Raw genomic sequence first — 22,741 nt, forward strand, 5'->3', positions numbered from 1 at the left:
ACCGGATTTATACCAATCCTGAAATCTCTACCATTTCATTCACGTCTGCTTCGTAGTCAATTCCTGCTACGTCAAAACCGAAAAGGTTAAGGAAATCTTTTTTATAACCTGCAAGGTCTCCTGTTGAAGGAAGCGTTTCTGTAGTTGATTCCAACCATAAAGCCGCAACCTTCGCCTGAACGTCTTCACGCATCTCCCAATCGTCTACACGGATTCTTCCCTGTGCATCTGTCAATACTTCCGCACCGGTATATAAACGTTCTTTAAACAAACGTTGGATCTGCTCGATACATCCTTCATGAATTCCTTCTGCTTTCATCACTTTGTATAATAAAGAGATGTACAATGGAATCACCGGAATTGCAGAGCTAGCCTGAGTCACTAAGGCTTTGTTTACCGATACATAAGCTTTTCCTTGAATGTCCTTTAACTTATCAGTAATCGTGAAGGCTGTAGCCTCTAAATGGTCTTTAGCGCGACCAATAGTTCCCTTACGGTATACCGCTTCAGTTAAAGCAGGGCCGATATAAGAATAAGCCACTGTAGTTGCCCCATCAGCAAGTAAACCTGCAGCTTTTAATTCGTCGATCCACATCGCCCAGTCTTCGCCACCCATTACGGCAACTGTATTTTCAATATCTTCTTCACTCGCTGGCTGAATAGAGATTTCGGAAACAACTCCGGTATGAAAATCTACCGTATTGTTGCTGAACACCTCACCTATTGGCCTTAAAACTGAATTGTGCGTCACTCCCGTTACCGGATGAACTCTTTTTGGAGAAGCCAGACTGTAAATAACCAGGTCGATCTGTCCCAGGTCTGCTTTAATCAGTGCCAGCGTTTTTTCTTTGATCTCTTTCGAGAAGGCATCTCCGTTTATACTTTTAGCATATAAACCGGCATCATGCGCCTGTGTTTCAAATGCAGCAGTATTGTACCAGCCCGGTGAAGCTGTTTTTCCTTCTGCAGGTGGTTTTTCAAAATAAACACCAATGGTGGAAGCATCAGATCCAAAAGCACTGGTAATCCTGGAAGCCAGACCAAAACCGGTAGAAGCACCAATTACAAGCACTTTTTTCGGACCATCGATCGGTCCTTTCGATTTTACATAGTTGATCTGATTCAACACATTTTGGGCACAACCTTCAGGATGAGCGGTCAGGCATATAAACCCACGTATTCTAGGCGCAATAATCATAAATATTTTTTTTATAGCGGTTTTACTCAATTATTCAGCAAACATAATAAAACAAAAAACAAAACCCGGTACTTTAGACCGGGTTCTGTCAGATCACCTATTCACGTGACGCCATATTAATTTTCAGGAATTAATACAGGTAGTTAAGCGCAATAATGTCATTGGCGTTAAAAGTACGGTTTCCACCGTTTGAACAGGCAAGCATCCACGAGTTTGCATCAGGACCTGTTGGCGTTCCTGGGATATGGATGGCACCAACACCCGCTGAGCCTTCATTACCAGCACCTGCTGAACCGCAGCTATAGGCACGGTTCATGTAATCGGTATGACGCATACCGATACAATGTCCAACCTCATGCTGGATCACAGAAGCCAGGTAATTCAGATTTGGATTCGTACCATAAGCTGCCGGATTGGTATTCATACGGATTTTATTGAAAACTTTACCGGTTGAAGTAGGAAAACCTGCAGAACCTAAGGTAATAAAGCCTCCACTTGGGCCTTCGTTAAAACCTACAATATCAATTTTTCCAATCGTTCCGGTGCTAGCCAGTTGGAAAGTAAGTGATAAACCCAATGCATTGTATCTGGCGATCATAATATTGGTCGCATCTTTATACACTTGTGGGAGGTTCGATACGGATACCGTAATGACCTGTGGAAGATTGGTTACTAAATTGGTGGTTCTATATTGCTCTTCTTTTGCGATCACCAAATTAGGGCTTTCGACTTTTTGACTAAGATTCTCATCTGTTAAAAGGATATCTCCTTCTACAAGGTACCCGCCTTCAATTTTTCGGGCGCCTTCGGTGCTAAATCCCTGGGCTTTAATCTGAGCTAAAGTAGCAGCTGAAAGTTCTTCCTGTTTTGGCGCTTCTTCCGCTACGTTTTTATCTTTTGTACATGAGTAAAGTCCCCCGGTTAATAAGCACAGCACGGCTAGGGTTAAGATTCGATTGGTTTTCATAAATTAGTTAATTAGGATGATTAATAATTGGTTAGTTAATTTGTGAAATAGGTGATTAATTGTAATTTAGTAAGAATTATTTACGTAATCAAAATTTTACAACATAAAATTATTGGATTTTCTAACTAGATCTCTTTTATTGCTATTCTGGCTAATTAGCGCATATGCCCAGGCCCAGATTCCCTCAACGAAAATTGAACGGGCATATGAGAAGTATGTTTCTGTTTCCGATAAAAAATTAGCACTTCCTGTAGATAGCATGGTCCTCGTAAAAATCAACAGAGTTCTTAGTGCCAACGAATTAGCAAAACTAAATCCCAGCAGACAGTTCTCTTCGACACATTTTGTGCTGAACCGTAAATCCCTGAAAAACTTGTCTGCAACAATCCTTTATCAGGCTCCGGCAAATGCTTTATGGAAAGCCAGCGATAAGCTCAACGAACTCCTCGCGCAAAGCAATTCACAAAATAAACCGATAAAAATAAGGTTCGTCCTTAAAGACCTCAAAAATGGAGTCCCTTCCTTTTTATCCGGACATCAACCGGAAACGGATTTCAATTATAACCTCGTCACAGCAGTGATTCCTCTTTCCGCAGTTCCCGCAATTTTGCAACAGGAAGTTGTTCTTTTTGCAGACATCATCCAAACCGTTAAAGAAGAATCAGTCATCGCAAAGTTTGACCATACCCTGAATGAAGTCTCTACCGTACACGCCCTGTTTCCCGATATTGATGGCACCGGAATCACCATCTCCTTAAAAGAGAGAATGTTTGATGTTAAAGACCTCGACTTATTAGGTAAATATATACCGGGCGCCATCAGCGCCAGCAGTCAGGTGGCACAGCATGCAACGGAAATGGCAACCACAGCGCTTGGCACTGGCAATTCCTATTACAAAGGCCAGGGCGTAGCACCAGCCGCTAAATTAAGTGCTTCGGATGTCGACCGCAGTACCCTTCCCGATGAATTGAAAAGTTTTAAAGATCTAAATATCAACATTCAAAACCACTCTTATGGAACGGGGATTGAAAACATGTATGGCATCGAAGCCGCCGCCTACGACAAACAGGTGTTTGAATCCAATGAGTTAATCCATATTTTTTCTGCCGGAAACAGTGGTACAGAAACCCCAAAAGCCGGAACCTATACCGGCCTGGCAAATACCGCAAACCTCACCGGAAATTTTAAACAGGCAAAAAATATTCTGGTCATTGGCGGAATAAACCGGGAGAATATGACCGAATCCGGCAGCAGTAAAGGCCCCGCATATGACGGAAGAGTAAAGCCTGATGTGGTTTCTTTTGGAGAAGATGGGACTTCCGGTGCAACAGCACTCAGCACCGGCCTTGCCATTCTGCTTGAACAAAAGTACAAGAGTCTATTTGGCAAATCCCCTTCTTCTGCCCTGTTAAAGAGCATATTCATCAATTCTGCTGACGACCTGGGAAATCCACAGGTGGACTATGTATATGGATATGGTAAATTAAATGCCTTTCAATCCTTAAATACCCTGATCGAAAACAGATACAAAACTGCAGTGCTGAGCCAGGACCAGGATTTTAGCTTCCCTATACAGGTTCCTGTAAATCAGAAATCAATTAAAGTGACCCTGGTCTGGAATGACCCTCCCGCATTGGTCAGTGCTGCACAAAGCATCGTTAATCACCTCGACTTATCTTTGGTAAGCCCTTCCGGGGAAGTGACTTTGCCCTGGGTACTGAGCAGTTATCCTCACCTCGATTCTCTTGCTGCTCCGGCAAAACGCAAGATCGATCAGCTGAATACGGTTCAGCAGGTGACGATGGAAAACCTTTCGCCTGGAACCTATACCGTCCATGTTAAAGGCCGTAATGTACAACAACCCCTGCAGGATTTTTCAATTGCCTACAGCCTGACTGCCGCAGCTCATTTCCGTTGGGCTTATCCGGAAAATGCAGACCATGTCCCGGCAAGGGAAGAGAACTACTTCCGCTGGCAAAACAGCTTCGCTCCCGGAAAAACAGGAAAATTATCAATTAGCTACGACAACGGAACGAACTGGACCGTTCTCCAGAACAATACCGATCTGAGCAAAAATTTCTATAAATGGTCAACGCCAGACCTGCTGACCAAAACCATCCTTAAAATGGAAATTGATGCAAATACCTTTCAAAGCAAGCCCTTCCTGATTTCGAAATCGCCACAGCTGGAAATCGGTTATAATTGTAACGACGCATTGTTCTTCCATTGGAGCCCTGTCGCCAAGGCTACCGGTTATACGATCTATCACCTTAAAGATCAAAAAATGGTGCCTCTGGTGGATGTCAGCGATACCCTGACGATTGTACAAAAAACAAGCACAAACAGTACGGTCTTTGCCATCGCCGCTAAGGGCACTGATTTTACCGGACTAAGAAGCCGCGCCATTGATTATACCTTACAGGGCATCTCCTGTTATACCCGTGCATTTACGGGAACAGTTACCGGAGACCAGATTGTATTAAACCTACTCATTGGTACTACCAGTAACCTGAAAAAGCTCATCTGGGAAAAACAGATTTCAAAAGATGTTTTCCGCCCCCTATCGGAAAGTAACATCAGCCCCGGACAACTGACCTATAGCTATACCGATATCAACCCCAAAATAGGTCCGCAATGGTACCGGGTAACGATGGAAACACTCGATGGCCGAAAAATCCAGACTGAAGTTATCCTGGTGGATTTCCTGAAAGATGCCGATTTCAGCTTTTACCCCAACCCTGTCGAAACCAGCATCAATATTCTGAATGGAGGATATGAAGCTTATACCTTAGAACTGTACAACATTCTGGGGCAGCGGGTGTTTGAAGAAAAAGCAAACGGGAATACACAATTTGACATCTCCAGACTAAACACCGGACTGTATATCGGAGTGATCTCCAGAGATGGTAAATCCCTGAAAAGGATTAAAATCATTAAGAAATAACTCCTCCTATTTATGAAAGAGATCATGTACAGACCGTTCAAGAGAAAAGAAATTGAACAGATCAGAACAATTGACCGGGCAGAAAGTATTTACGAATCTTACGAATACAAGGAAGGGATACTGACCCTGGTTCCCGATCATTATGAGATCAGCGAATGGAAGGAAGAAGATCTCGACGAACTCATAACCGCACAATATAAGATCATAGATGCAGGTGGGACGATAATTGGTGCTTTCGACGGAGAGGTGCTTGCCGGAGCGGTCTCCATAGAAAAGAAAAAAAGAGGTTCAGCTGCTGAATACTGCAAAATGGACATGTTATATGTAAGCTCAACCTATAGAGGCCGGCAAATCGGACAGCATTTAATCGGAGAAGCAAAAAGAGAAGGAAAGGCTTTTGGCGCAGCAAAACTATACATTTCCGCTACCCCAACAAAAGCCACGGTAGACTTTTACCTCAAATCCGGAGCAACACTCACCACAGAACTCGACCAGGAGCTATTTGATTACCAACCACTTGACATCCATCTGGAACTAAAAATCCAATGATCCATGCGCAAGCCAAACAGAGAAACATATCTGTATTCTAAAAACACATTACCCATAACGCAAATCAGACTGAGAAAAGACTCATAATTCTCACAAAAATAAACCAACAGAGAAAATTATATTATCTTCGTTTAAATTTAAACTAACACAGAAATAATGAAGAAAAACATTTTATTCTCTGCGCTTCTTTTAGGGGCTCTCGTATCATGTAAAAAGAAGGATCTGAATCCAGAACCACCGGTACTTCCACCTGTTAAACTGGAATATTCTAAACTCAGCGTTGAAGAGCATAAAAAAACCCTGGAAGATAATGGGATTAATTTTCTGGCAAAAATAAACACCTTACCTAACGAAAAGTTTATTGGCGCATTAACCAGACTGGCAGAGCTTGACCTGGAAATAATGTCCAACACTGTAGTGGGAAGACAAATCATCTCTACCGGATTCGCTGCTAAAAGTAAAAATGTAAACGGCATATTTTCCGCACTTACCTCAGCAAATACAGGCGTTAAATCAGGTGCATTAAATGAATTCTACGGAATTTACACTTTCGATAGCAAACTTAACAAATGGACAAAAACAGCATCCAGCGATAAATTTGAAATCAGCTACCCTGCAACTGCATCTGCTACCGAAAACAATGCGGTAATCACAGCCACCTATACCGCTTCTAAAGTAACCGCTTCCGTTGATGGAACAACCTATGAGCTACCTGCCGCTGTAAATGCAACATTAAAAGTGGACGGTAAAGAGGAATTAAAATTAACCTCAGCTTACGAGTTTAATGCAGATGGTACGCCTTTAAAAACAAACGTAAACCTGGCTTTAGGTTCATTTACCCTAAAAATTGATGTAGGTAATGATTTAAAAGTATTAAAATCAAGCGTTTCCATTTCCAAAGGAACTGAAACTTTGTTTAGCCTCAACACTACAGGAAATGGCAATACAAACTTTAACCTGATTAAAGATGCCGAAAGGTTTGGAGACCTGTTAAAAGATGCAAATACATCTATGCAGATCATGAACATTCAGGTTGCCGGTCAGATCGATATTAAAGCAATAGATGATGCCACTAAAGCAAATGAAAACCTTCCGGAAAAAGAAAGGTACAAAAAGGATGCTGAGGCCTATACTGCCAACTCTAATATCCTTGCTTTCTATAAAGCAGAAAATGCAATCATTGCTAAATCGGAGTTTGTATCTGTCGAAAATTCTTATTCCTATACCTATTATGATTACGAAAAGAAAGAAAACGTTACGATAACGCAATACTATTACAATATGGAGCCTCGCCTGGTATTTAAAGATGGTTCTAAGTTAAGCATGGAAGCATTCAAGTCCTCTGGTTTCAGCAAACTGGCTAAAGAGTTTGAAGACTATGCCAAACGTTTCTAAAACAAAGCACAGCAGATAAAAAAAGGCGAAAGATGATCACTCTTTCGCCTTTTTTATTGGGCAATCACCCGGTAAACCGTAGAAGCATAGCCACACCATATTCCTACTCCAGGCCCTTTAATATTTGTTTTCAGTGCTTTCGTACTTCCAACCAAAGGATTCGATCCATTCAGAACTTCATCCTGCAGGCTGTTCCAGAATTCAAACCCACTTTGCGGTATCCCCGAAAATTTAACCATTACCGTATCCCCCTTCACAAAATAGGGATCATGTTTATTCGTCAGGTTATTTTCCGGCCCTCTGTTTACCTGCAGCTGCAATTCCTTTCCATTAAAATACTGATCATTCTGATTGGAGAGCAATGTGGGTGTGAAATTTTTTGCCTTTTCTAACTTCGTATACAGCCTGTAGTAATTCTTATCGGCCGCCTCATCCTTAAAACGAATGTTTAACTGGAGATTATTCTTAGGCTTGGAGACAAACCAGATGCTGTCTAAAGGTGTAACCTTAGGAATGGAAGTCTCGGCTTCAAGTGTATTGCCCGCATAGGCTACGGTTAACTTATAATTACCTCCCGTAGCCCCTTTCAGGGAGGTCCCTCGATATAAAAAGTACGGAAAGTAACGCTTGTCGGTCATCCCGGTCAATACCTCCGTCTCGGTTCCGTCAGAGACGGTTACTTTTGCGTATCGAATCACCACTTCCGCCAGCTGCGCAGAATCTATGGACGTAAAAAAAGGGAGGTTATGGGTTACAATCACATAAGGATAATCATCCTTCTCAATCCAGCCCTCCACCACAAACCGGGGTTGATAAGGAGCAGGTTTATCCTGTTTTTTACAGGAGTAAACCATGATCACCAGCAGTATAATAAACACATTTCTACAAAAACTCATCATCTGAAAACTACTTTATAATTAATTGCGGGAAGGATGGGAAGCAAGGCGATAGACTTTTCCTGAACAGATACCCTGCCCGTATTCAGGCTTCCCCGGGCCATATAATAATTAAACATGGGATTCTTTTTGTTGTACACATTATAGACCGATAAAGACAGCGAGCTCTTATACTTTCCGGTATTAAACTGATACCCGGCAGAAAGATCAAGCCTGTGATAAAGGGGCATCCTCGAACTGTTATAAGCGCCGTACTCATTCACTACATTTCCCGCAATCAGGTACCTGCTCACCGGTTTGGTATAAGCATTACCTGTTGCTAAGGTAAAAAGTGCCGATAAATTCCAGCGCGGGGACAATTGGTAGGCAGACACCAGGGAAAGGTCATGCGTTCTATCGTATTTAAAAGGAAAAGTCTGACCCCCGTTAATTTCAGCAAATGTCCGTTCAGACCTGGAAAGGGTATAGCTCAGGTATCCGGTAAACTTCCCTTTTTTCTTTTTTAAGAAAAACTCAGCACCATAACTTTTACCCTTCCCCAGGTAAATATGATCTTCAATTCTAAGGTTATCGAATAGGTTCATGATGCCCCCGGAGAATTCAATTGCATTTTTCGTATCCCTGGCATAAAAATCAATATAGCCCTCATAACCGGCATCCGACCATTCCTTAAAAATACCGAGGCTATATTGGTTCCCTTTTTCAGGAGGAACTCCGCTGATACTGGGCATCCAGAAATCACTTGGAAAATTGGAGGCCGTAACCGGAATCAGGTGGATGGTCTGCACATTTCTGGAATAGGCAAACTTTAACGCAGTCTGCTTATTCAGATGATACCTGGCTGTAAATGAAGGCTCCAGAAAAAGCGCATCATTCAAGGTCTTACTCCTTGGAAAATAGCTGACTCCGCCAGTTTTATCGGTGATGCGATAAGGTCCGGTATGACGGTAATAGGTTAACCGCAATCCGCCATAAATACTCAGCCGCTCTGAAAGCCGATAGTCGTCACTAAGGAACAAAGCCGCTTCATCGGCAAAGTAGGTATTCGCTATTCCATAGTCAAAATCAGTGATCCCATTTTGTGCAAAGGGCGTATTGGGTTTAAATTTATGCTGACTAAGGTCTATACCTGCTTTCAGCTGATGCTGGGCCAGATAAACCTGTAAAGCCGAATGGTAAGTAAAATCTCTGATTGCAGATTGAACTCCTGCTTTAAATCCTTCCTGCTGCATCCCGAAATTAAAATGGTATCCGCTATAACTTAAGGTATTGTCCAGCACTACCTTATCCGAAACCAGGCGGTTCCAATTGATAGATGCGGCACGATTCTGCCAGTCCATTCCATTGTTAATCCCGAACCTCCGGATGTCAAAACCAAAATCATCACCCCCCATATAAAAAGTGGCAAACAAACGGTCCTTTTTTGTTAAAGACAAAGCAGACGAAAAGTTCAGGTCATAAAAGTCATACTTCAACCGGTTGCTGAATTCATCTCTGTTTTCCAGCCGGTTTACAATTGGCCATACGGAATGGTTCATAAATGTTTTCCGCATAGCGGTTGAAAAGGACCAGTTCTTTGTGATTGGAACCTTCAGGCTCAAACTCGCAGCCAGCATGCTCAGCTCTGCTTCCAGCCTTAAAGAATCTGCGACCTCGGGATTGCTCTTAATGTCAATCACGGCAGATAACCTTCCGCCATATTCCGATGGAATACCTGACTTATAAAATTTCACCTGCGCTACGGCATTGCTGTTAAATACAGAGAAAAATCCAAGAAGATGCGAAGGGTTATAAACGACAGAATGGTTAAAAAGTACCAGGTTCTGACCGGAGCTGCTGCCCCGAACAAAGAGCCCTGCATTTCCTTCTCCCCCATTCCCGATTCCCGGCAGGGTCTGGATCGTCTTGATCAGGTCATGCACCCCTAAAAAAGCAGGCGCTTTCTTCAAATCGGCCGCCTTTAGCAGATGGTAATTGTTGAGGTTACTTTGCAAGACGCCCTGCTCAGAACTGATCTGAACTTCGTTTAAGAATTGGGTATTTGTTTTTAGATAAAAAGTCTGGTGATGGTCTTTCCTGAGCAGCAATTCCGAGCGCAGCTCCACATAAGACATATGGCTGATCCGCAGCCCGGTCTTTCCTTTATCCAGCTGCATTTTAAAATAACCGTTTTGATCGGTCACCGTCTGCTGCAGGCCTGATTCTGAATAAACCCGCGCTCCCGAAATTGCCTTCCTGCCGGAATCAGCCAGCACAATACCCTTTAACAATACTTTCTGGGCCAACCCATTAAAACCCAGCAACAGGAGCAACAAAACGAGAAACGGTTTAGACATATCTTACAAAAAACGGGATAGCGCGTTATGTTCGTAAAGAACGTCATTTTTTAGTCAAGGGTACCCATAAAGCGTAAATAAATCAATAAATAAGATATAAATTTTACATACAATTATTTGCCCAGTAACCGGATGATCATCTCCTCTATTTCCTCATTAAATCCGGAAGTTGCCCGCATCAAAATTTTACCTTCTTTATCCAGCAGGATTTTTGTCGGAAAAGCAGTGATCCCATAAACCTTAACAATATCCAGGTCCGTCCCTCCTGCATTCATGACATGAACCCAATTGATCCCGTCTTTTTTGATCGCCGCCTTCCATGATTTTTCATTTTCTGCTAAACTTCCGCCCTTTTCTTGTGCAACCGCAACGATCTCCAGCCCTTTATCTTTATAGCGCTGATAAAGTTCTTTCAGATGAGGATGGGTTTCCCTGCAGGGTTTGCACCAGCTGCCCCAGAAATCCAGTAACACCAGTTTCCCTTTAAAATCGCTGAGTTTAATAGATTTTCCAAATTGATCTTTCCTGCTAAAATCAACTGCTTGTTTTCCGGAAGCAGTAATCTTCAGCTGCTCAATTCTCCGGCTAATCTCCGCCGCTTCCATCGTCGATTTAAAAACCGGCGACAATGCAGCATAAGCCTTCGCATAGCTGTCGGCCGTATACATTTCCGGGATCTCACTGAGCTCAAACATACTGATAAAAGAACCCGGATGATCTGCAATGAATTTCCTTCTCATCAGCAGTTTTTCCCTCGCCATAGCCACCCCTTTTGTCCGGATCAAATCATAAAAAGCAGCGCTGTCTTTCTGATAATCCAGCTTGCCCAATTCGGCAGAGAGGGCCTCTTCTCCAATATCTTTGTTCAGCATGGTCTTTAAAAGCCCATAATCCTCATTGGTCATGTCGCCTGAAACTTTGGCCTCTGCCAGCTTTTCAAAAGCTCCTGTGATCATTAAGTCCGACTGATGTACAAAGAACCTGATGCCTTCATTCGGTTCTCCTTCCGGAGGATAAAACTGCAGGTTGAATCCAACAGGCTGTTTTTGCTTTTTTATTTTAAAGCTAAACTGATCATCTGCGACCTGGACAGTTACCTGCGATTGCCGGGTATCCCATGGGATCAGTCGGCCAGTTTGGTTCCCCAATCCTTTTAACCGGCCGGAAATCGTCAGGCTAAAATCAGGTGCCATCCTGCCAATGCGGCTGGCCCTCACTTTGCATAAAGTAATGGAGTCCCTTCCCTGAATCCGAAACCTTTGTTCCTGGGCGATGCTGCTCAGTGAGAGCAGCATCAGGAACGACAGCATTATTTTCTTCATTTCTTTCTTAGTTAACCGCATTACCTATCGCCTGAAGATCAATCTGGTAACGTGTTTTATAATAATCTACAATAAGCTTATATTTATAGAAAAACCGCCCTTTAGGGTCATTAACCGGATTGAAAAGCGTTGCTTCCATCTCTTTATAGGAATGGGAGGCAATGTACCTGATGTAATCACCAAAATCCTCCATCATTGCCATCGTATAGCTGATGTTAAATACACCATAATCTTTCTTATTAAAATCATTGACCATTGCATAGTCTGTTGCAGTAAGAAATAAGGGGGCAAGGTCCAGTTTCCCGGTCTGAATTGCCTGCAACCAGAACTCCCGGTGTAAATCACCTTTCATCAACAGCAATTCTTCCGGACTTAGCTGCCCAAGACGGGAAGAGGCATGACCAAACGCAAGATGACTGATAGAACCCGCAGTATTTTCAGGATGATCAAGGGTATCTACACGACCGGTCTGTGGATCTGAAATCACCTTCCGGATCTTATCAGACAGGATAATTTTATAAGGAAGCGCCTTTTTCAGGAACACTTCCGGATAATGGCTAAAAAGATGCTTATTCAGCGCTTCAAGGGCAGGAGCAATATAGGCTTCATCACCGGGCTCAGCTACATAAGGGATATTTCCGGTAACGTTCCAGCGAAAATCTTTGCTGTTGAATTTGTAAAGGATATAGGTTCCGTATTTTTGATAAAAATCAAGAATACTACGGTCATAGGGATGGTCGCCTTGCGGAAGTTTATATTCGGGCTCAAATTTATCCGTCTGAACAGGCGCTTCCTTTTTACAGGCGGTCATGACCAGTAATGCAAGGAAAAATACCGTAAATAAAGTGTTTGATTTCATAGTCTTATGCTTATTTCCCTACACGAAGGGCAGGCTTTGGATTATCAGTTAATTTGGTGTTCAGCTTCAATGCTTCCTGAGGAATCTGCAGCAGATAAGCCGGATCATGGTCCAACAGGTCATACCTTAAACGCAGGTTCGCATTTTCATAAAAATAATGGCTGATCTTAGGCATTTCTTGCCGGCGGAGGTCAAACCAACGGTGCTCTTCCTCCCAGGCAAACTCCCTGCGCTTTTCTGCAAAACATTTCTGTAATAAATCAGCTGCATTGCTGTAGACCCAATCCGCATAATACTCCGTAGAGAAACGCTTTTTACGTAAACTGTTCAGATCAGCAATGGCCAGATTTCCTGCTCCGGCATCACCAGCTTTATTTAACCTCGCATAAGCTTCTGCCCTGTTCAATAGCGCTTCTGAAATACGCAAAGCATGAGCTACCTTTAGTTCCTGACTTCCTTTGCGGGCCCGTTTAAGGAGGTTCTTTCCATTGAAGTAAATCGTTGTCCTCAGGTCTCCCTTTTCAAACAGGCCAAGAAGTTCAGGAGAAAGCTGATAATTACTGAAATCCAGATCATTAAAAGTCACATCACTCTGGTTTCCAAAAGCCCATAACGTTTCAGGATTATTAGCAGAAACCACACTTTTAAGCTCCTGTCCCGGGGGCCCCCAACTGTTCAGGTCGGCTATATTGTATTTATTTTGCAGGGCTACAGTAGCAGAGGCAATTGCTTTTTCCCATGCTCCCATATGCAGGTACACACGCGAAGCCAGTAAATGACCAGCCAGACTACTGATCCTGTAAGGTCCTCCGTTTTTTTTGCTGCGTTCCAGTTCATCAATTCCATCCACCAGATCTTTTGTAATCTGCGCATACACCTCTTTTACGGTATTGCGGGTTTTACCTTCGGTAGATACTCCTGAGCTAAGCATCAAGGGTACACCAGGGTCCTGATCCGGATTGGAACGCGAGTCGGTAAAGGGTTTAGCGTAAAAGTTAACGAGCTTAAAATAATACAAAGCCCTCAACAGGTGTGCCTGTCCCCTTACATTGTCTTTTTCTTCAGGAGTTCCGCTTACCTTTTCCGAGTAATCCAGTGCCACATTACAAATTTGTATGCATTTATAATACAGCTGCCAGGGCCCCAGCCTCAGATTACTTCCAACCAGGTTAAACTCCTGGTCTGGTTGCCAGGTAAAGGTATAAAAACTAGCTTTGATCCCTGGTATAAGCGCTTTTTGCTCTTTATCATCGTCCAGAAAGAAAGGTTGTATGCTAATGGAGATTCTTGGATAACCTTCACCCAGCAACAATTCATTGAGCGATTCCGCTGTTTTGGGAATGACCTCCGTCCGGGCTCTTTCTTCCAGGAATTTTTTACAGGAAACCAATCCCATGCATGGGATCAGTACAGAAAGAAGAAGTATATATTTTTTCATAATCAGATTAAAAGGATAGGTTAACACTAAGGTTATAGGAAGGGACAATTGGTAAAGCGGTTCTTCCCACCCCCTCAATTTCCGGATCCTGACCTCTCAGCCTTTTATCAGCAATGACAAAAAGATTGCTTGCTGTTCCTGAGATCGAAGCGGTTTTGATTTTTGCTTTTTTCAACCAGGCATCAGGCAGCTGATAAGAGAGGTTCATGGAACGACACCTTAAGAAATTACCTGAAACCAGGTTCAGATCGGAATGGTCATACATATAATACCTGCTGAAAGGTATCGTGCCAACAAAAGCCTTTCCCTGATTCGGATCCATCAGAAATCCGGGAATATTGGTAAAGGCTTCATCTCCTGGTTTACGCCAGCGTCCGGAAAGCACTGCAGGCATGTTTTGTTCAGGCATCGGGACCAGCTGTTCCTGACTGCCATATACCGGATTCAACAATCTTTGGCTGCCGAGGCTAAAACTAAAAGCAAGACCAACTGTAAAAGCCTTATACCTGACAGAAGTAAAGCCTCCACCCATCAGGTCAGGATCACGTTTACCCCCAATTTTTAAATAATTGATAAAAGGCTGTCCTCTATCCACATTGGGTTCATCTATCCCGTTGAAGAGTGGCTCTCCGTTTTTGGGGTTAAGCCCTTTATAAGCGAATACATAAAAAGTTCCCTGAGGCTGACCGTTTACTTGTGCAGTTCCGTTAAGGTAATCCTCCACGGTATATGGACTCGCATTGGAGCCTTCCCTGATCTGATTGTTATTCTTTCCGATGTTAACGGAAATGTTCCAGGCTAAATCTTTGTTACGAATAGGATTCAGCTTCAACTCTGCTTCATATCCGTAATTTCTCATACTCCCGCTGTTCATGTACATACTGGCAATTCCATATTCAAGAGGGATCCTTCTTGCAGTGATGATATCGGTTCCCCTTTTGTCATAATAAGAGAAAGTAAAATCTGCCAGGGAATTGAACAAAGCAGTATGCAATTCCAGGCCATAAGACTTGGTTTTTTCCCAGCGCAAGTCAGGATAAGGCAAAGACTTAAGTGCCAGGACATATTGCATGGAATTGGGATCAATAGCGGAACCCGCTTCAAGAATCTCGGCAATCATCTCCGGCCCTACATCCTTAACCACATTTCCCTGAAATCCATAAGACATTTTAAGGTCGAGTGCAGTGATCACTTTATTGTTCTTTAACCAGGGTTCTTCAACGGCATTCCAAAGCCCGCTTACGCTCCATACCGGCAGAAAACGTCGGTTTGAATATTGTCCGAAACGGTTAGAAGCATCTGTTCTGATGCTGGAGTTCAGCACATATTTATCTGCAAAACTGTAGGAAGCAATCGCAAATGCGGATACCGCATTTTGTATCATATTCTTCTTTTTTGGATTCGTGAATAAGTAACTGCCAGGTAATGTGGCAAAACTTTCGCCCCTGTCTCTCAGGTATCCCGGGTTCAGATTGGCAAAGCCCTGATCGCGTACAGACCTGATTTCCTGCCCCACCATCAGAGTGATCTGATCACGTTCAGAGAAGATCCGCTTGTTATAATCCAATGAATTCCGTAAGTTATAGGTATAATTTGTACTGTTATCCGTTTGCAGAATTCCTCCAAAAGGCAATACAGAGGCCAGTTCTTCTGGTCCTCCGGGCATCATACTTCCATAATCATAGCCCCTGTAATTGGCTATATAATTGGTATGCTCGGTAGCAAAAGATTCCGATTGCAAATGATTGGTCCCTGCACTGATCATGGAATTAGCTCTCAAACCAGGAAGAATCAGGTAATTCAGTGATAATAACCCATTCACCTCTGTATTCTTCACGAGGCTTCCGCTTTCTGCAATCTCGTTTTGTAAGTTATAATTTAAAAGAGTTCCATTTCCGGTAACATTATTAGTGGTCATTTTGGTAGGATAAAAACTATCTGCAGGAATTGTTCTGCTCGTTTTCAAAGCATAATCCAATGGATTACTGCTAAAGTATCCATTCGAGGTCCTGAAACTGGAACTCAGGCTGAATTCAACCTTTAAACGGGTGCTTAGGTCTGCATTTAATTTTAGTCTGCCACCTATCCTTTGCTGCCAGTCTTCTTTTGCAGATCCGGCACTACGGTCGTAAAAGACAGAAGAAAAATACCTTAACTTCTCATTTCCGCCAGACAGGCTTACATTTTGTGCCATATTGATGGAATTTTGAAAAAACACATCAAACCAGTTTGTATTCATACGTTCAAATCCAGCTACTTTTTCCTGAAACTCCGGTTCTGAAATCTTCCGGTTCATCAGGTCCTGAAAAGCCCCTTCGTAGGAGATAGGGAAGGGTGTACCCAAATAAAAAAGACCGTCTTCATAAACTTCCCTCGAAAAGCGAATCCTTTCCTTTGCATTCATGAGCTGCATCCCTGTATAAGAAGGTTTTTGTATAAAACCAATATCTGCATTATAGCCAATCACCGGTTTCCCGCTGAGTCCTTTTTTGGTGGTGACCACAATCACTCCATTCGCTGCGCTTGTTCCATAAATGGCCGTGGCAGAGGCATCCTTCAAAAAAGTAATGCTTTCAATATCGTTCACATTGATCCCACTTACCGAATTCCCCGCCAGACTGGCTTTAGAGAACGAACTTTCTGTATTTACCAAAAGGTCCTTGATGGCTGGTGATATACCCATCACATTATCAGGATTTGCACTGTCCGGGTTTTCACGGATCACTCCATCTACTACCCAGATTGGATTTGCATTTCCCATCAGCGTAGAAGTACCCCGGATTCTTAAACGAGGTACCGCATTGGGACTCCCCGAATTGGTGATTACAGAAAGACCGGGAACCTTTCCCTGTAACATGGCGGTAATATTCGGTACTCCAGGTTGCTTTACATCGGCTGCTTTTAAGGTATAAGTAGAGCCAGCCAGCATCCGCTTGCTGACCTCCTGATAACCGGTAATGACCACCTCATCCATTTTGTTAACATCCGGCTCCATCTCAATCCGGATGTCTCCTGCCCCTGCTGGTTTGACCACTTTCCTTTTCAAACCCACGTACGAAAAGACAAGTGATGCACCTTCCTCCAGCACCACCACAAACCGTCCCTCCGGGCCACTGAAAAAAGTATTTTCTGTTCCCAGCGTCCGGACGTTTACCTGAGGGATGGGCAGCCCCTTCTCATCCACCACTTCTCCGGTGATGATATTGGTATTTTTCTTATCCTCATCCCCCTCTTCTTTTGGGCCAACCACCATCACATCATCCTGCAACACATAGGTGAGCTCCGAGCCTTTCAGCAACCTCCTCATGAGGGGTTTCAGCTCTTCATTGCTGGCTGTAAAATTCATCTTCGGTGCCTTTTGCACCAATTCCTGATTGTATACAATCCGCACCGAGGTTTGCTTCATAATGGACTGTAAGATCCCTTCCAGCGTCCCGTTACGAACATTTAAGGTTACTTTCCTGCTGCTTTTCTGCTGGGCTGATGCCGGCAGAAAAAACACAAGGAGGAACAGGATGCTGCCAATGGCAGCACCTGTTATTTTATAAAAATGGTTCATTTGGTTTAGTTTGTGCAGGTTAGATTATTTCAACAATTCGGTCAGCCTGGCATCAAGCATCCCCTCACGGTATCCGCTGCCAATAATCTTCCCGGTAGGATCGATCAGGAAATTTGCCGGGATTCCAAGCACTTTATAATCTATGGCTACCTGGTTCTTAGCGGCTTTAAGGTCCGATACATGGACCCATGGCAACTGGTCTTCGGCAATGGCTTTCAGCCATTTTCCCCGGTCATCATCCAAAGAAAGACTGATGATCGTAAAGCCTTTATCTTTAAATTTCTGATAAGCCGCTTTCAGATAAGGTGATTCCGCCCTGCATGGGGTACACCAGCTTGCCCAAAAATCAACCAATACATATTTACCTTTGAAATCGGCCAGAGAGACCTTTTTCCCATTTACATCCGGTTGGGTAAAGGCCGGAGCCGGCTTTCCAGAGAAAGATTCAGCAACCCCTGTCATCCCGGCAAGCATCATTCTTGTGATCTGGTTATGTTTTGCCCTTGGACCAAACTTGTCAATGATTGCTAATCGCTCTTCTCTTGAATTAATGGCTTCAGCCAGTAAGGCATTCAGCACATAGGCAGATACCCCCGAATTAGGATGTTCAGCAATCCATTTTTTTCCGCTGCTCAACAATTTCGAATGGTATTTATTACGTTCTGCTTCCAGTGCTGAAATCGCATCGGCATCACCTACGGCTTTTGCTTCGCTCAGCTTTACACTCAGGTCTGCACCATCTTTAATATCTGCAACCGCAGCATCCATCACCTTATTCATCTCTACCCATTCTTTCACAAAAGGACTTCCGGAATAACTGGCATCATTTAAATTTGTCCCTCCGGAAATGTCCATCTTCCCGCCATCCAGATAAACAAGCGCACCAAGTCCCGTTATTTCAGGGGCTCTGTTTCCCACCTGCAGAACAAAAATGCTTCCTCCTTCACTCATGGATTTTGAAAAACTAAAACTATGGTTCTTTACATAGGTAGAATCCGTTGTTTTGTCAATTGCATTCCATAAACGTACAACAGTATCATTAGGAAGTGAAGGAATAGCAGCAGTAAGTTCCAGCTTTTGCTGTGCCGACACCGCCAGGGTCATTAGCATTAAACTGCTCAGGGTAAATATTGATTTCATCATGTATTGGTTTTATAATTCAGGTTTATTTAATTGATCGTTTATTTGTCGGAGGAAATGCTGAACTTCTTTTCTTTAAGCAACAGGTCCCCTTCATTTGGTTTTTTCATAATGAGCAGATCAGGCAACAACAGTCCGTCCCTGTTTTGATACCCCCCTAATTCCAGGCGCTCATAGGGCAGGTTTTCCGGACTGCCGCCTGTATAACTTTCTCTGATTTTCAGTCCGGTTTTCACCTCATAATAATAAGCCAGGCTTTCTCCTGTCGGCTTGCTCAGCTTCAATACATAAGCATCCATCCCATTCACAAAAGCCGTGGAGTCACTCAGGCTAAGTGTCCCTGATGCGGCAGAAAGAAGCAATTCAGGAAAAAAGGTACAAACCTGCCTGAGTTGCTCATCCTGCCTTGCATCTAAGGGCACCGGGGAGCCAAAAGACCGATAGGAAATACTGGAAGCATTCAGGTCATATTGTTGCAATTTTGCCGCTAAATCACTGAAGCCCATTCCCATGCTATATTTTCCCGGAAAGGCCGCCGTACGGTCGAACACATATTCCGTTTTTCCAATTTTCTGATGATAACTCAGTGCTACACTTTTCAGCTTCCCGATGCGCTCGCGGCCACCGATGGCCTTCAGGTAATTTTCGATCACCATTGCCGCATTTAATCCTGCCGGAACAGGTTTAGATTTTCCGCTTGCCTGCCAGAAATTATCGGCCCGGTCTGCATCAGGTAAAACCTGATCAGGGTCCAGTTTTACCGACATCACCGTAGAAGTAGAAGGATAATGAAAGCTCCATTCCTTGTTCCGTTGCCAGATTTGTGCCGGTAAAGTAACCCTGCTCGTCTTTCCGTTAAACTCAATCACTTCTATTACTGCAGGCATCACCATTTTTCCTTTATTGAGCAATTTGATGAGGATCCCCTTTTCCACCGATCCATCTACATAGCGGACACCGGAAATGCCTTGATCCAGCTTCCAGTCGTTCAGAAACCAACTGCGCCAAAACCAGGACAACTCTTCCCCACCGCCATGTTCCATACTTCTGAAAAAATCTTCTGGTGTCGGGTGTTTGAAAGTCCAGTCTTTGATAAAAGTCCGGAAAGCAGGGTCAAAACGCTCCGGCCCCAAAACCTGTGTCCTCAATAAATGTAAAGCCGCCGCAGGTTTCATGTAGGCCAGTAAGGCAAAATTTTCTGCCTGCATCAGGTCCAAAGGTGTGATTATCGGCTCCGTTGCTTTCACCTTCCCCAGCCAATCCACGGCATCCTGCATTGCAAAAGCCGTTTGTCCGCCCAGGGTATCGCCGTTAACATGGTTGATGAAAGAGTTTAAGCCTTCTACCATCCAACCCTGTTTTCCGTTTCCGGCCACCATCATGTTAAACCAGGTATGTCCCATTTCATGGTTCACTTTAGACCAGACCCCATTGGCCATGCCGTCCGACTTATAATGAATGATGCTCAACCCCGGTGCACCGATCCCGGTAATAGAACCGGCAATATTCACTGCGCTGGAATAAGGATAAGGAGCCCATAAGCGGGAATACGTTTCCAGTACTTGCTTCATCGTTTGTGCAGACTGCTGCCAGCTTGGAATATTGCTCTCCGGAGGATACAAAGACATCGCCAGCGCCTTCCGTTGATCGGGCAGGTTTACCCGTACCGCATCCCAGATAAAAGCCCTGGAGATGGCAAAAGCGGCATCCCCGGTATGCTCTTCAGTAAAATGCCAGCGGCTCTTTTTTCCAGAGCTACCCGAAGCAGCAATTTCTTTAGGGCCTCTGATCTGAACGGTAAGGTCAGATGCTTTCGCCTGCTGCAAGCGAGCCAGCTGAGTTTTAGTCAGCACTTCTGCAGGGTTGATCAGCGTTCCGGTCCCTTGTACGATCATTTCTGAGGGCACACTGATCTCGTAATCCATTTTCCCTGGCTCGATATAATAACCCGGATTTCCGGGGTTCCAGCCGTTCACATTGTCGTAAACTAACATCCTTGGAAACCAGGAAGACAGCTGATAAATGCTTCCATGCGGGCTGGGTAAAATTCCCATAAAATCCGAACCGTTAAAAGGAAGGGTAAAATGATAATCAATATACAACTCTACCTTTCCTTTCGGTTTCAAAGGTTGTTTCAATTTCAGCTTCAGCTGATCATTGGAGATCTGGTAACTGGCATTTTGAAAAGTCTTACCTGCTCTTTCCTGCACGGCATTCAGGACAAAACCTTCCGTCACCTCCTGAATCCCAAATCTGCTGCCCTCAACAGGGGTCAGCATCCTTGTTTTTGAATCCTTCCGGAAACGGTTTTGCCCAAGAACAAACCATACTTCATCCAGCGTATCCGGACTGTTATTCGTATAGGTAACGGTCATTTTCCCGGTAAGTATTCTCGATAAGCTATCAAATCCGGCTTTGATCACATAATCACACTGGTTCTGCCAGTATTGTGCTCCAGGTTTCCCCCTTGCAGTCCGGTATACATTTCCCTGGGGATAAACCACAGGATTGAAGGTTTCCCGCCAGTCGTAGCCATTCTGCTGTGCCATAAGCGGCTCCGCAAAAGGAATGTAGGACAGAAAGAATCCCATCAGCAACATTACATATTTTCTGGTCCTCATTATCTTTTTTCCTGATGCCATTTAACAACTTTCGCCTTAAAATCAGGGTTACTTGGAAAGCCCATCAATGGGGAAATAAAATTCCCTTTGCGGTCTATTGCCATATATCTCGGAAAGCTATCCAGTCCGTATTTCTCTCTAAAGAACAAAAAATCTTCGCCTCCTTGTTTACTGAGGTACTTCAGGTTTACCGTCTTATTCATCTTGTGATCGATCAGGTATTGATCCCAGGCCAGGTCACCTTCGCCTTCCATCGCAATGGTCATAAATACAATGTCTGTGCTGTCGGTAAGATCTTCTACCAGCTGATGGAAGTAAGGCATTTCCTGTTTGCATGGACCGCACCAGGTTCCCCATACGTCTATGATCACCATTTTTCCTTTGAAATCTGACAACTTCACGATCTTACCTTTATCGTCCGTTAAAGCGAAATCCGGTGCAGGATTTCCCTCCATGATGCTTTCATGGGTCTGGTAATGAGCGGCCCAGAATTTAACATCTTCGGGATCCATAAACGAAGCCTGCATTGCCGGATAAAAATCCTGTAATTCCCGGTTCATTCCTTTAAAGCGGAGCTGAATTTTAAACCATGGATAAACCACCATTTTGTTCAGCAAATTATTTTTTGCAACCAATATCAGGTTCATCTTTTTCAGGTCAGACCATTGCGGATCCTGAAGCTTCTGCCCCTCTTCCCAGGTCATCAGATAAATATTCATCATGTTGGTATTGAAAATCTTTTTCAGTGCAACGTCAGACAGGTCCAGTCCTTTACGGTACCAATCCCCAAAGGCAGGAGACAAATTGTTTTTTGCTTTTTGTGCGTTCAGAAAATTCCATTTAAGCTGGGCCTGCAACAAACGGGAATAACCTTGCAATAGTTCCCTGTCGGCTGCTTTTGCAACTTTCGCTTTAGACATCAGCATCCCGATCTGTTGATCCATGGCTTTAAAATGACCATCTAGCTCCGTTTGTGTCATGGTAGAAAGACGTTCAGGAGAAATCATATATAAACTATCCATCCGGTAAGGCAGGCTTTGCTTCAGCGAGGCCGTTCCTTTGAAAGCCGCAGCATGCCCCAGATGCGAAGGAACAGTGCCCTTATCTTTTAAAGGATACATGCTCATGTTCACCTGTTCAGCTCCGCTGATCAATATCGGAATACCTCCAAAGAAAATGATGGATGAGGAAGCAGGCAGTACTCTTTTGATCTGGGTAGTTCCATTCTCATTGAGCTGAATAATGTCGCTCTGTACCATACCATAAGCAGTTTCAGGCGAATGGTGGAAATGAATGTATTTTAAAACAGGAGAACGTACAGTAACCTGGAACTGCACTTTAGCGTTCTTGTCACTGCCTTTTACGGTTAAGCCCAACGCCAATAGCGATAGCAAGAATAAACGGGAAATGGTCATAAGTTTAGGTGGTTTAAGATATAGGCAACCGGAGCAGTAAAAAGGGTGAAAACAATTTCAATTATTTTCACCCTTTATTGTTCATACCGGTACCCAACTGAT

General features: G+C 43.7%; 14 protein-coding genes. 3 read left to right on the forward strand and 11 right to left on the reverse strand.

Annotated elements, in window-relative coordinates; all coding sequences use genetic code 11:
* Positions 1–7: 7 nt before the first annotated feature.
* The gene (gene fabV, locus AAFF35_RS20780; RefSeq protein ID WP_342328450.1) at positions 8–1,198 is read right to left on the reverse strand and encodes an enoyl-ACP reductase FabV; all 1,191 of its coding nucleotides are present in this window, start codon (positions 1,196–1,198) and stop codon (positions 8–10) included.
* Positions 1,199–1,328: 130 nt separating this feature from the next.
* Positions 1,329–2,165 (reverse strand): M57 family metalloprotease, encoded by an 837-nt coding sequence (locus tag AAFF35_RS20785; RefSeq protein ID WP_342328451.1) that lies wholly within the window; start codon positions 2,163–2,165, stop codon positions 1,329–1,331.
* Between the two features lie 139 nt (positions 2,166–2,304).
* Between AAFF35_RS20785 and AAFF35_RS20790 the strand changes: the two genes are divergently transcribed.
* The 3 genes from AAFF35_RS20790 (at position 2,305) to AAFF35_RS20800 (ending at position 7,053) form a co-directional block, all read left to right on the forward strand.
* The gene (locus AAFF35_RS20790; RefSeq protein WP_342328452.1) at positions 2,305–5,109 is read left to right on the forward strand and encodes a S8 family serine peptidase; all 2,805 of its coding nucleotides are present in this window, start codon (positions 2,305–2,307) and stop codon (positions 5,107–5,109) included.
* 12 nt (positions 5,110–5,121) lie between these two features.
* Positions 5,122–5,658, forward strand: a complete 537-nt coding sequence (locus tag AAFF35_RS20795) for a GNAT family N-acetyltransferase (protein WP_342328453.1) — start codon at positions 5,122–5,124, stop codon at positions 5,656–5,658.
* A gap of 156 nt (positions 5,659–5,814) precedes the next feature.
* Positions 5,815–7,053 (forward strand): hypothetical protein, encoded by a 1,239-nt coding sequence (locus AAFF35_RS20800; protein ID WP_342328454.1) that lies wholly within the window; start codon positions 5,815–5,817, stop codon positions 7,051–7,053.
* Between the two features lie 53 nt (positions 7,054–7,106).
* Here AAFF35_RS20800 and AAFF35_RS20805 read toward each other — a convergent pair whose 3' ends face one another.
* The 9 genes from AAFF35_RS20805 to AAFF35_RS20845 all read right to left on the reverse strand — a co-directional run bounded on the left by AAFF35_RS20805 (position 7,107) and on the right by AAFF35_RS20845 (position 22,639).
* The gene (locus AAFF35_RS20805) at positions 7,107–7,952 is read right to left on the reverse strand and encodes a DUF4249 family protein (protein ID WP_342328456.1); all 846 of its coding nucleotides are present in this window, start codon (positions 7,950–7,952) and stop codon (positions 7,107–7,109) included.
* The gene (locus AAFF35_RS20810; RefSeq protein WP_342328457.1) at positions 7,949–10,285 is read right to left on the reverse strand and encodes a TonB-dependent receptor; all 2,337 of its coding nucleotides are present in this window, start codon (positions 10,283–10,285) and stop codon (positions 7,949–7,951) included. The genes AAFF35_RS20805 and AAFF35_RS20810 overlap by 4 nt, the downstream gene beginning before the upstream one ends.
* A gap of 113 nt (positions 10,286–10,398) precedes the next feature.
* On the reverse strand, positions 10,399–11,607 hold the full coding sequence (locus tag AAFF35_RS20815) for a TlpA disulfide reductase family protein (protein ID WP_342328458.1): 1,209 nt from the start codon (positions 11,605–11,607) through the stop codon (positions 10,399–10,401).
* A gap of 7 nt (positions 11,608–11,614) precedes the next feature.
* On the reverse strand, positions 11,615–12,466 hold the full coding sequence (locus tag AAFF35_RS20820) for a hypothetical protein (protein ID WP_342328459.1): 852 nt from the start codon (positions 12,464–12,466) through the stop codon (positions 11,615–11,617).
* Positions 12,467–12,476: 10 nt separating this feature from the next.
* Positions 12,477–13,904: a RagB/SusD family nutrient uptake outer membrane protein gene (locus tag AAFF35_RS20825; RefSeq protein WP_342328460.1), complete on the reverse strand. Its 1,428-nt coding sequence runs from the start codon at positions 13,902–13,904 to the stop codon at positions 12,477–12,479.
* 7 nt (positions 13,905–13,911) lie between these two features.
* Complete coding sequence (locus AAFF35_RS20830; RefSeq protein ID WP_342328461.1) at positions 13,912–17,463, reverse strand: SusC/RagA family TonB-linked outer membrane protein; 3,552 nt, start codon at positions 17,461–17,463, stop codon at positions 13,912–13,914.
* Positions 17,464–17,487: 24 nt separating this feature from the next.
* Positions 17,488–18,606, reverse strand: a complete 1,119-nt coding sequence (locus tag AAFF35_RS20835) for a TlpA disulfide reductase family protein (RefSeq protein ID WP_342328462.1) — start codon at positions 18,604–18,606, stop codon at positions 17,488–17,490.
* A gap of 38 nt (positions 18,607–18,644) precedes the next feature.
* Positions 18,645–21,224, reverse strand: coding sequence for a M1 family metallopeptidase (locus tag AAFF35_RS20840; protein WP_342328463.1), 2,580 nt, complete (start codon positions 21,222–21,224; stop codon positions 18,645–18,647).
* Entirely contained in the window at positions 21,224–22,639 is a 1,416-nt protein-coding gene (locus AAFF35_RS20845) for a TlpA disulfide reductase family protein (RefSeq protein WP_342328464.1), read from the reverse strand. Before AAFF35_RS20845 ends, AAFF35_RS20840 begins: the two co-directional genes overlap by 1 nt.
* Positions 22,640–22,741 lie beyond the last annotated feature (102 nt).

This window comes from Pedobacter sp. FW305-3-2-15-E-R2A2 (assembly GCF_038446955.1).
Lineage (GTDB): Bacteria > Bacteroidota > Bacteroidia > Sphingobacteriales > Sphingobacteriaceae > Pedobacter.

Coding starts and splice junctions, on each gene's coding strand:
- AAFF35_RS20840 (WP_342328463.1), bottom strand. CDS start 21,224: ATGAGGACCAGAAAATATGTAATGTTGCTGATGGGATTCTTTCTGTCC.
- AAFF35_RS20845 (WP_342328464.1), bottom strand. CDS start 22,639: ATGACCATTTCCCGTTTATTCTTGCTATCGCTATTGGCGTTGGGCTTA.
- AAFF35_RS20800 (WP_342328454.1), top strand. CDS start 5,815: ATGAAGAAAAACATTTTATTCTCTGCGCTTCTTTTAGGGGCTCTCGTA.
- AAFF35_RS20815 (WP_342328458.1), bottom strand. CDS start 11,607: ATGAAGAAAATAATGCTGTCGTTCCTGATGCTGCTCTCACTGAGCAGC.
- AAFF35_RS20805 (WP_342328456.1), bottom strand. CDS start 7,952: ATGATGAGTTTTTGTAGAAATGTGTTTATTATACTGCTGGTGATCATG.
- AAFF35_RS20810 (WP_342328457.1), bottom strand. CDS start 10,285: ATGTCTAAACCGTTTCTCGTTTTGTTGCTCCTGTTGCTGGGTTTTAAT.
- AAFF35_RS20820 (WP_342328459.1), bottom strand. CDS start 12,466: ATGAAATCAAACACTTTATTTACGGTATTTTTCCTTGCATTACTGGTC.
- AAFF35_RS20835 (WP_342328462.1), bottom strand. CDS start 18,606: ATGATGAAATCAATATTTACCCTGAGCAGTTTAATGCTAATGACCCTG.
- AAFF35_RS20825 (WP_342328460.1), bottom strand. CDS start 13,904: ATGAAAAAATATATACTTCTTCTTTCTGTACTGATCCCATGCATGGGA.
- AAFF35_RS20795 (WP_342328453.1), top strand. CDS start 5,122: ATGAAAGAGATCATGTACAGACCGTTCAAGAGAAAAGAAATTGAACAG.
- AAFF35_RS20830 (WP_342328461.1), bottom strand. CDS start 17,463: ATGAACCATTTTTATAAAATAACAGGTGCTGCCATTGGCAGCATCCTG.
- fabV (WP_342328450.1), bottom strand. CDS start 1,198: ATGATTATTGCGCCTAGAATACGTGGGTTTATATGCCTGACCGCTCAT.
- AAFF35_RS20785 (WP_342328451.1), bottom strand. CDS start 2,165: ATGAAAACCAATCGAATCTTAACCCTAGCCGTGCTGTGCTTATTAACC.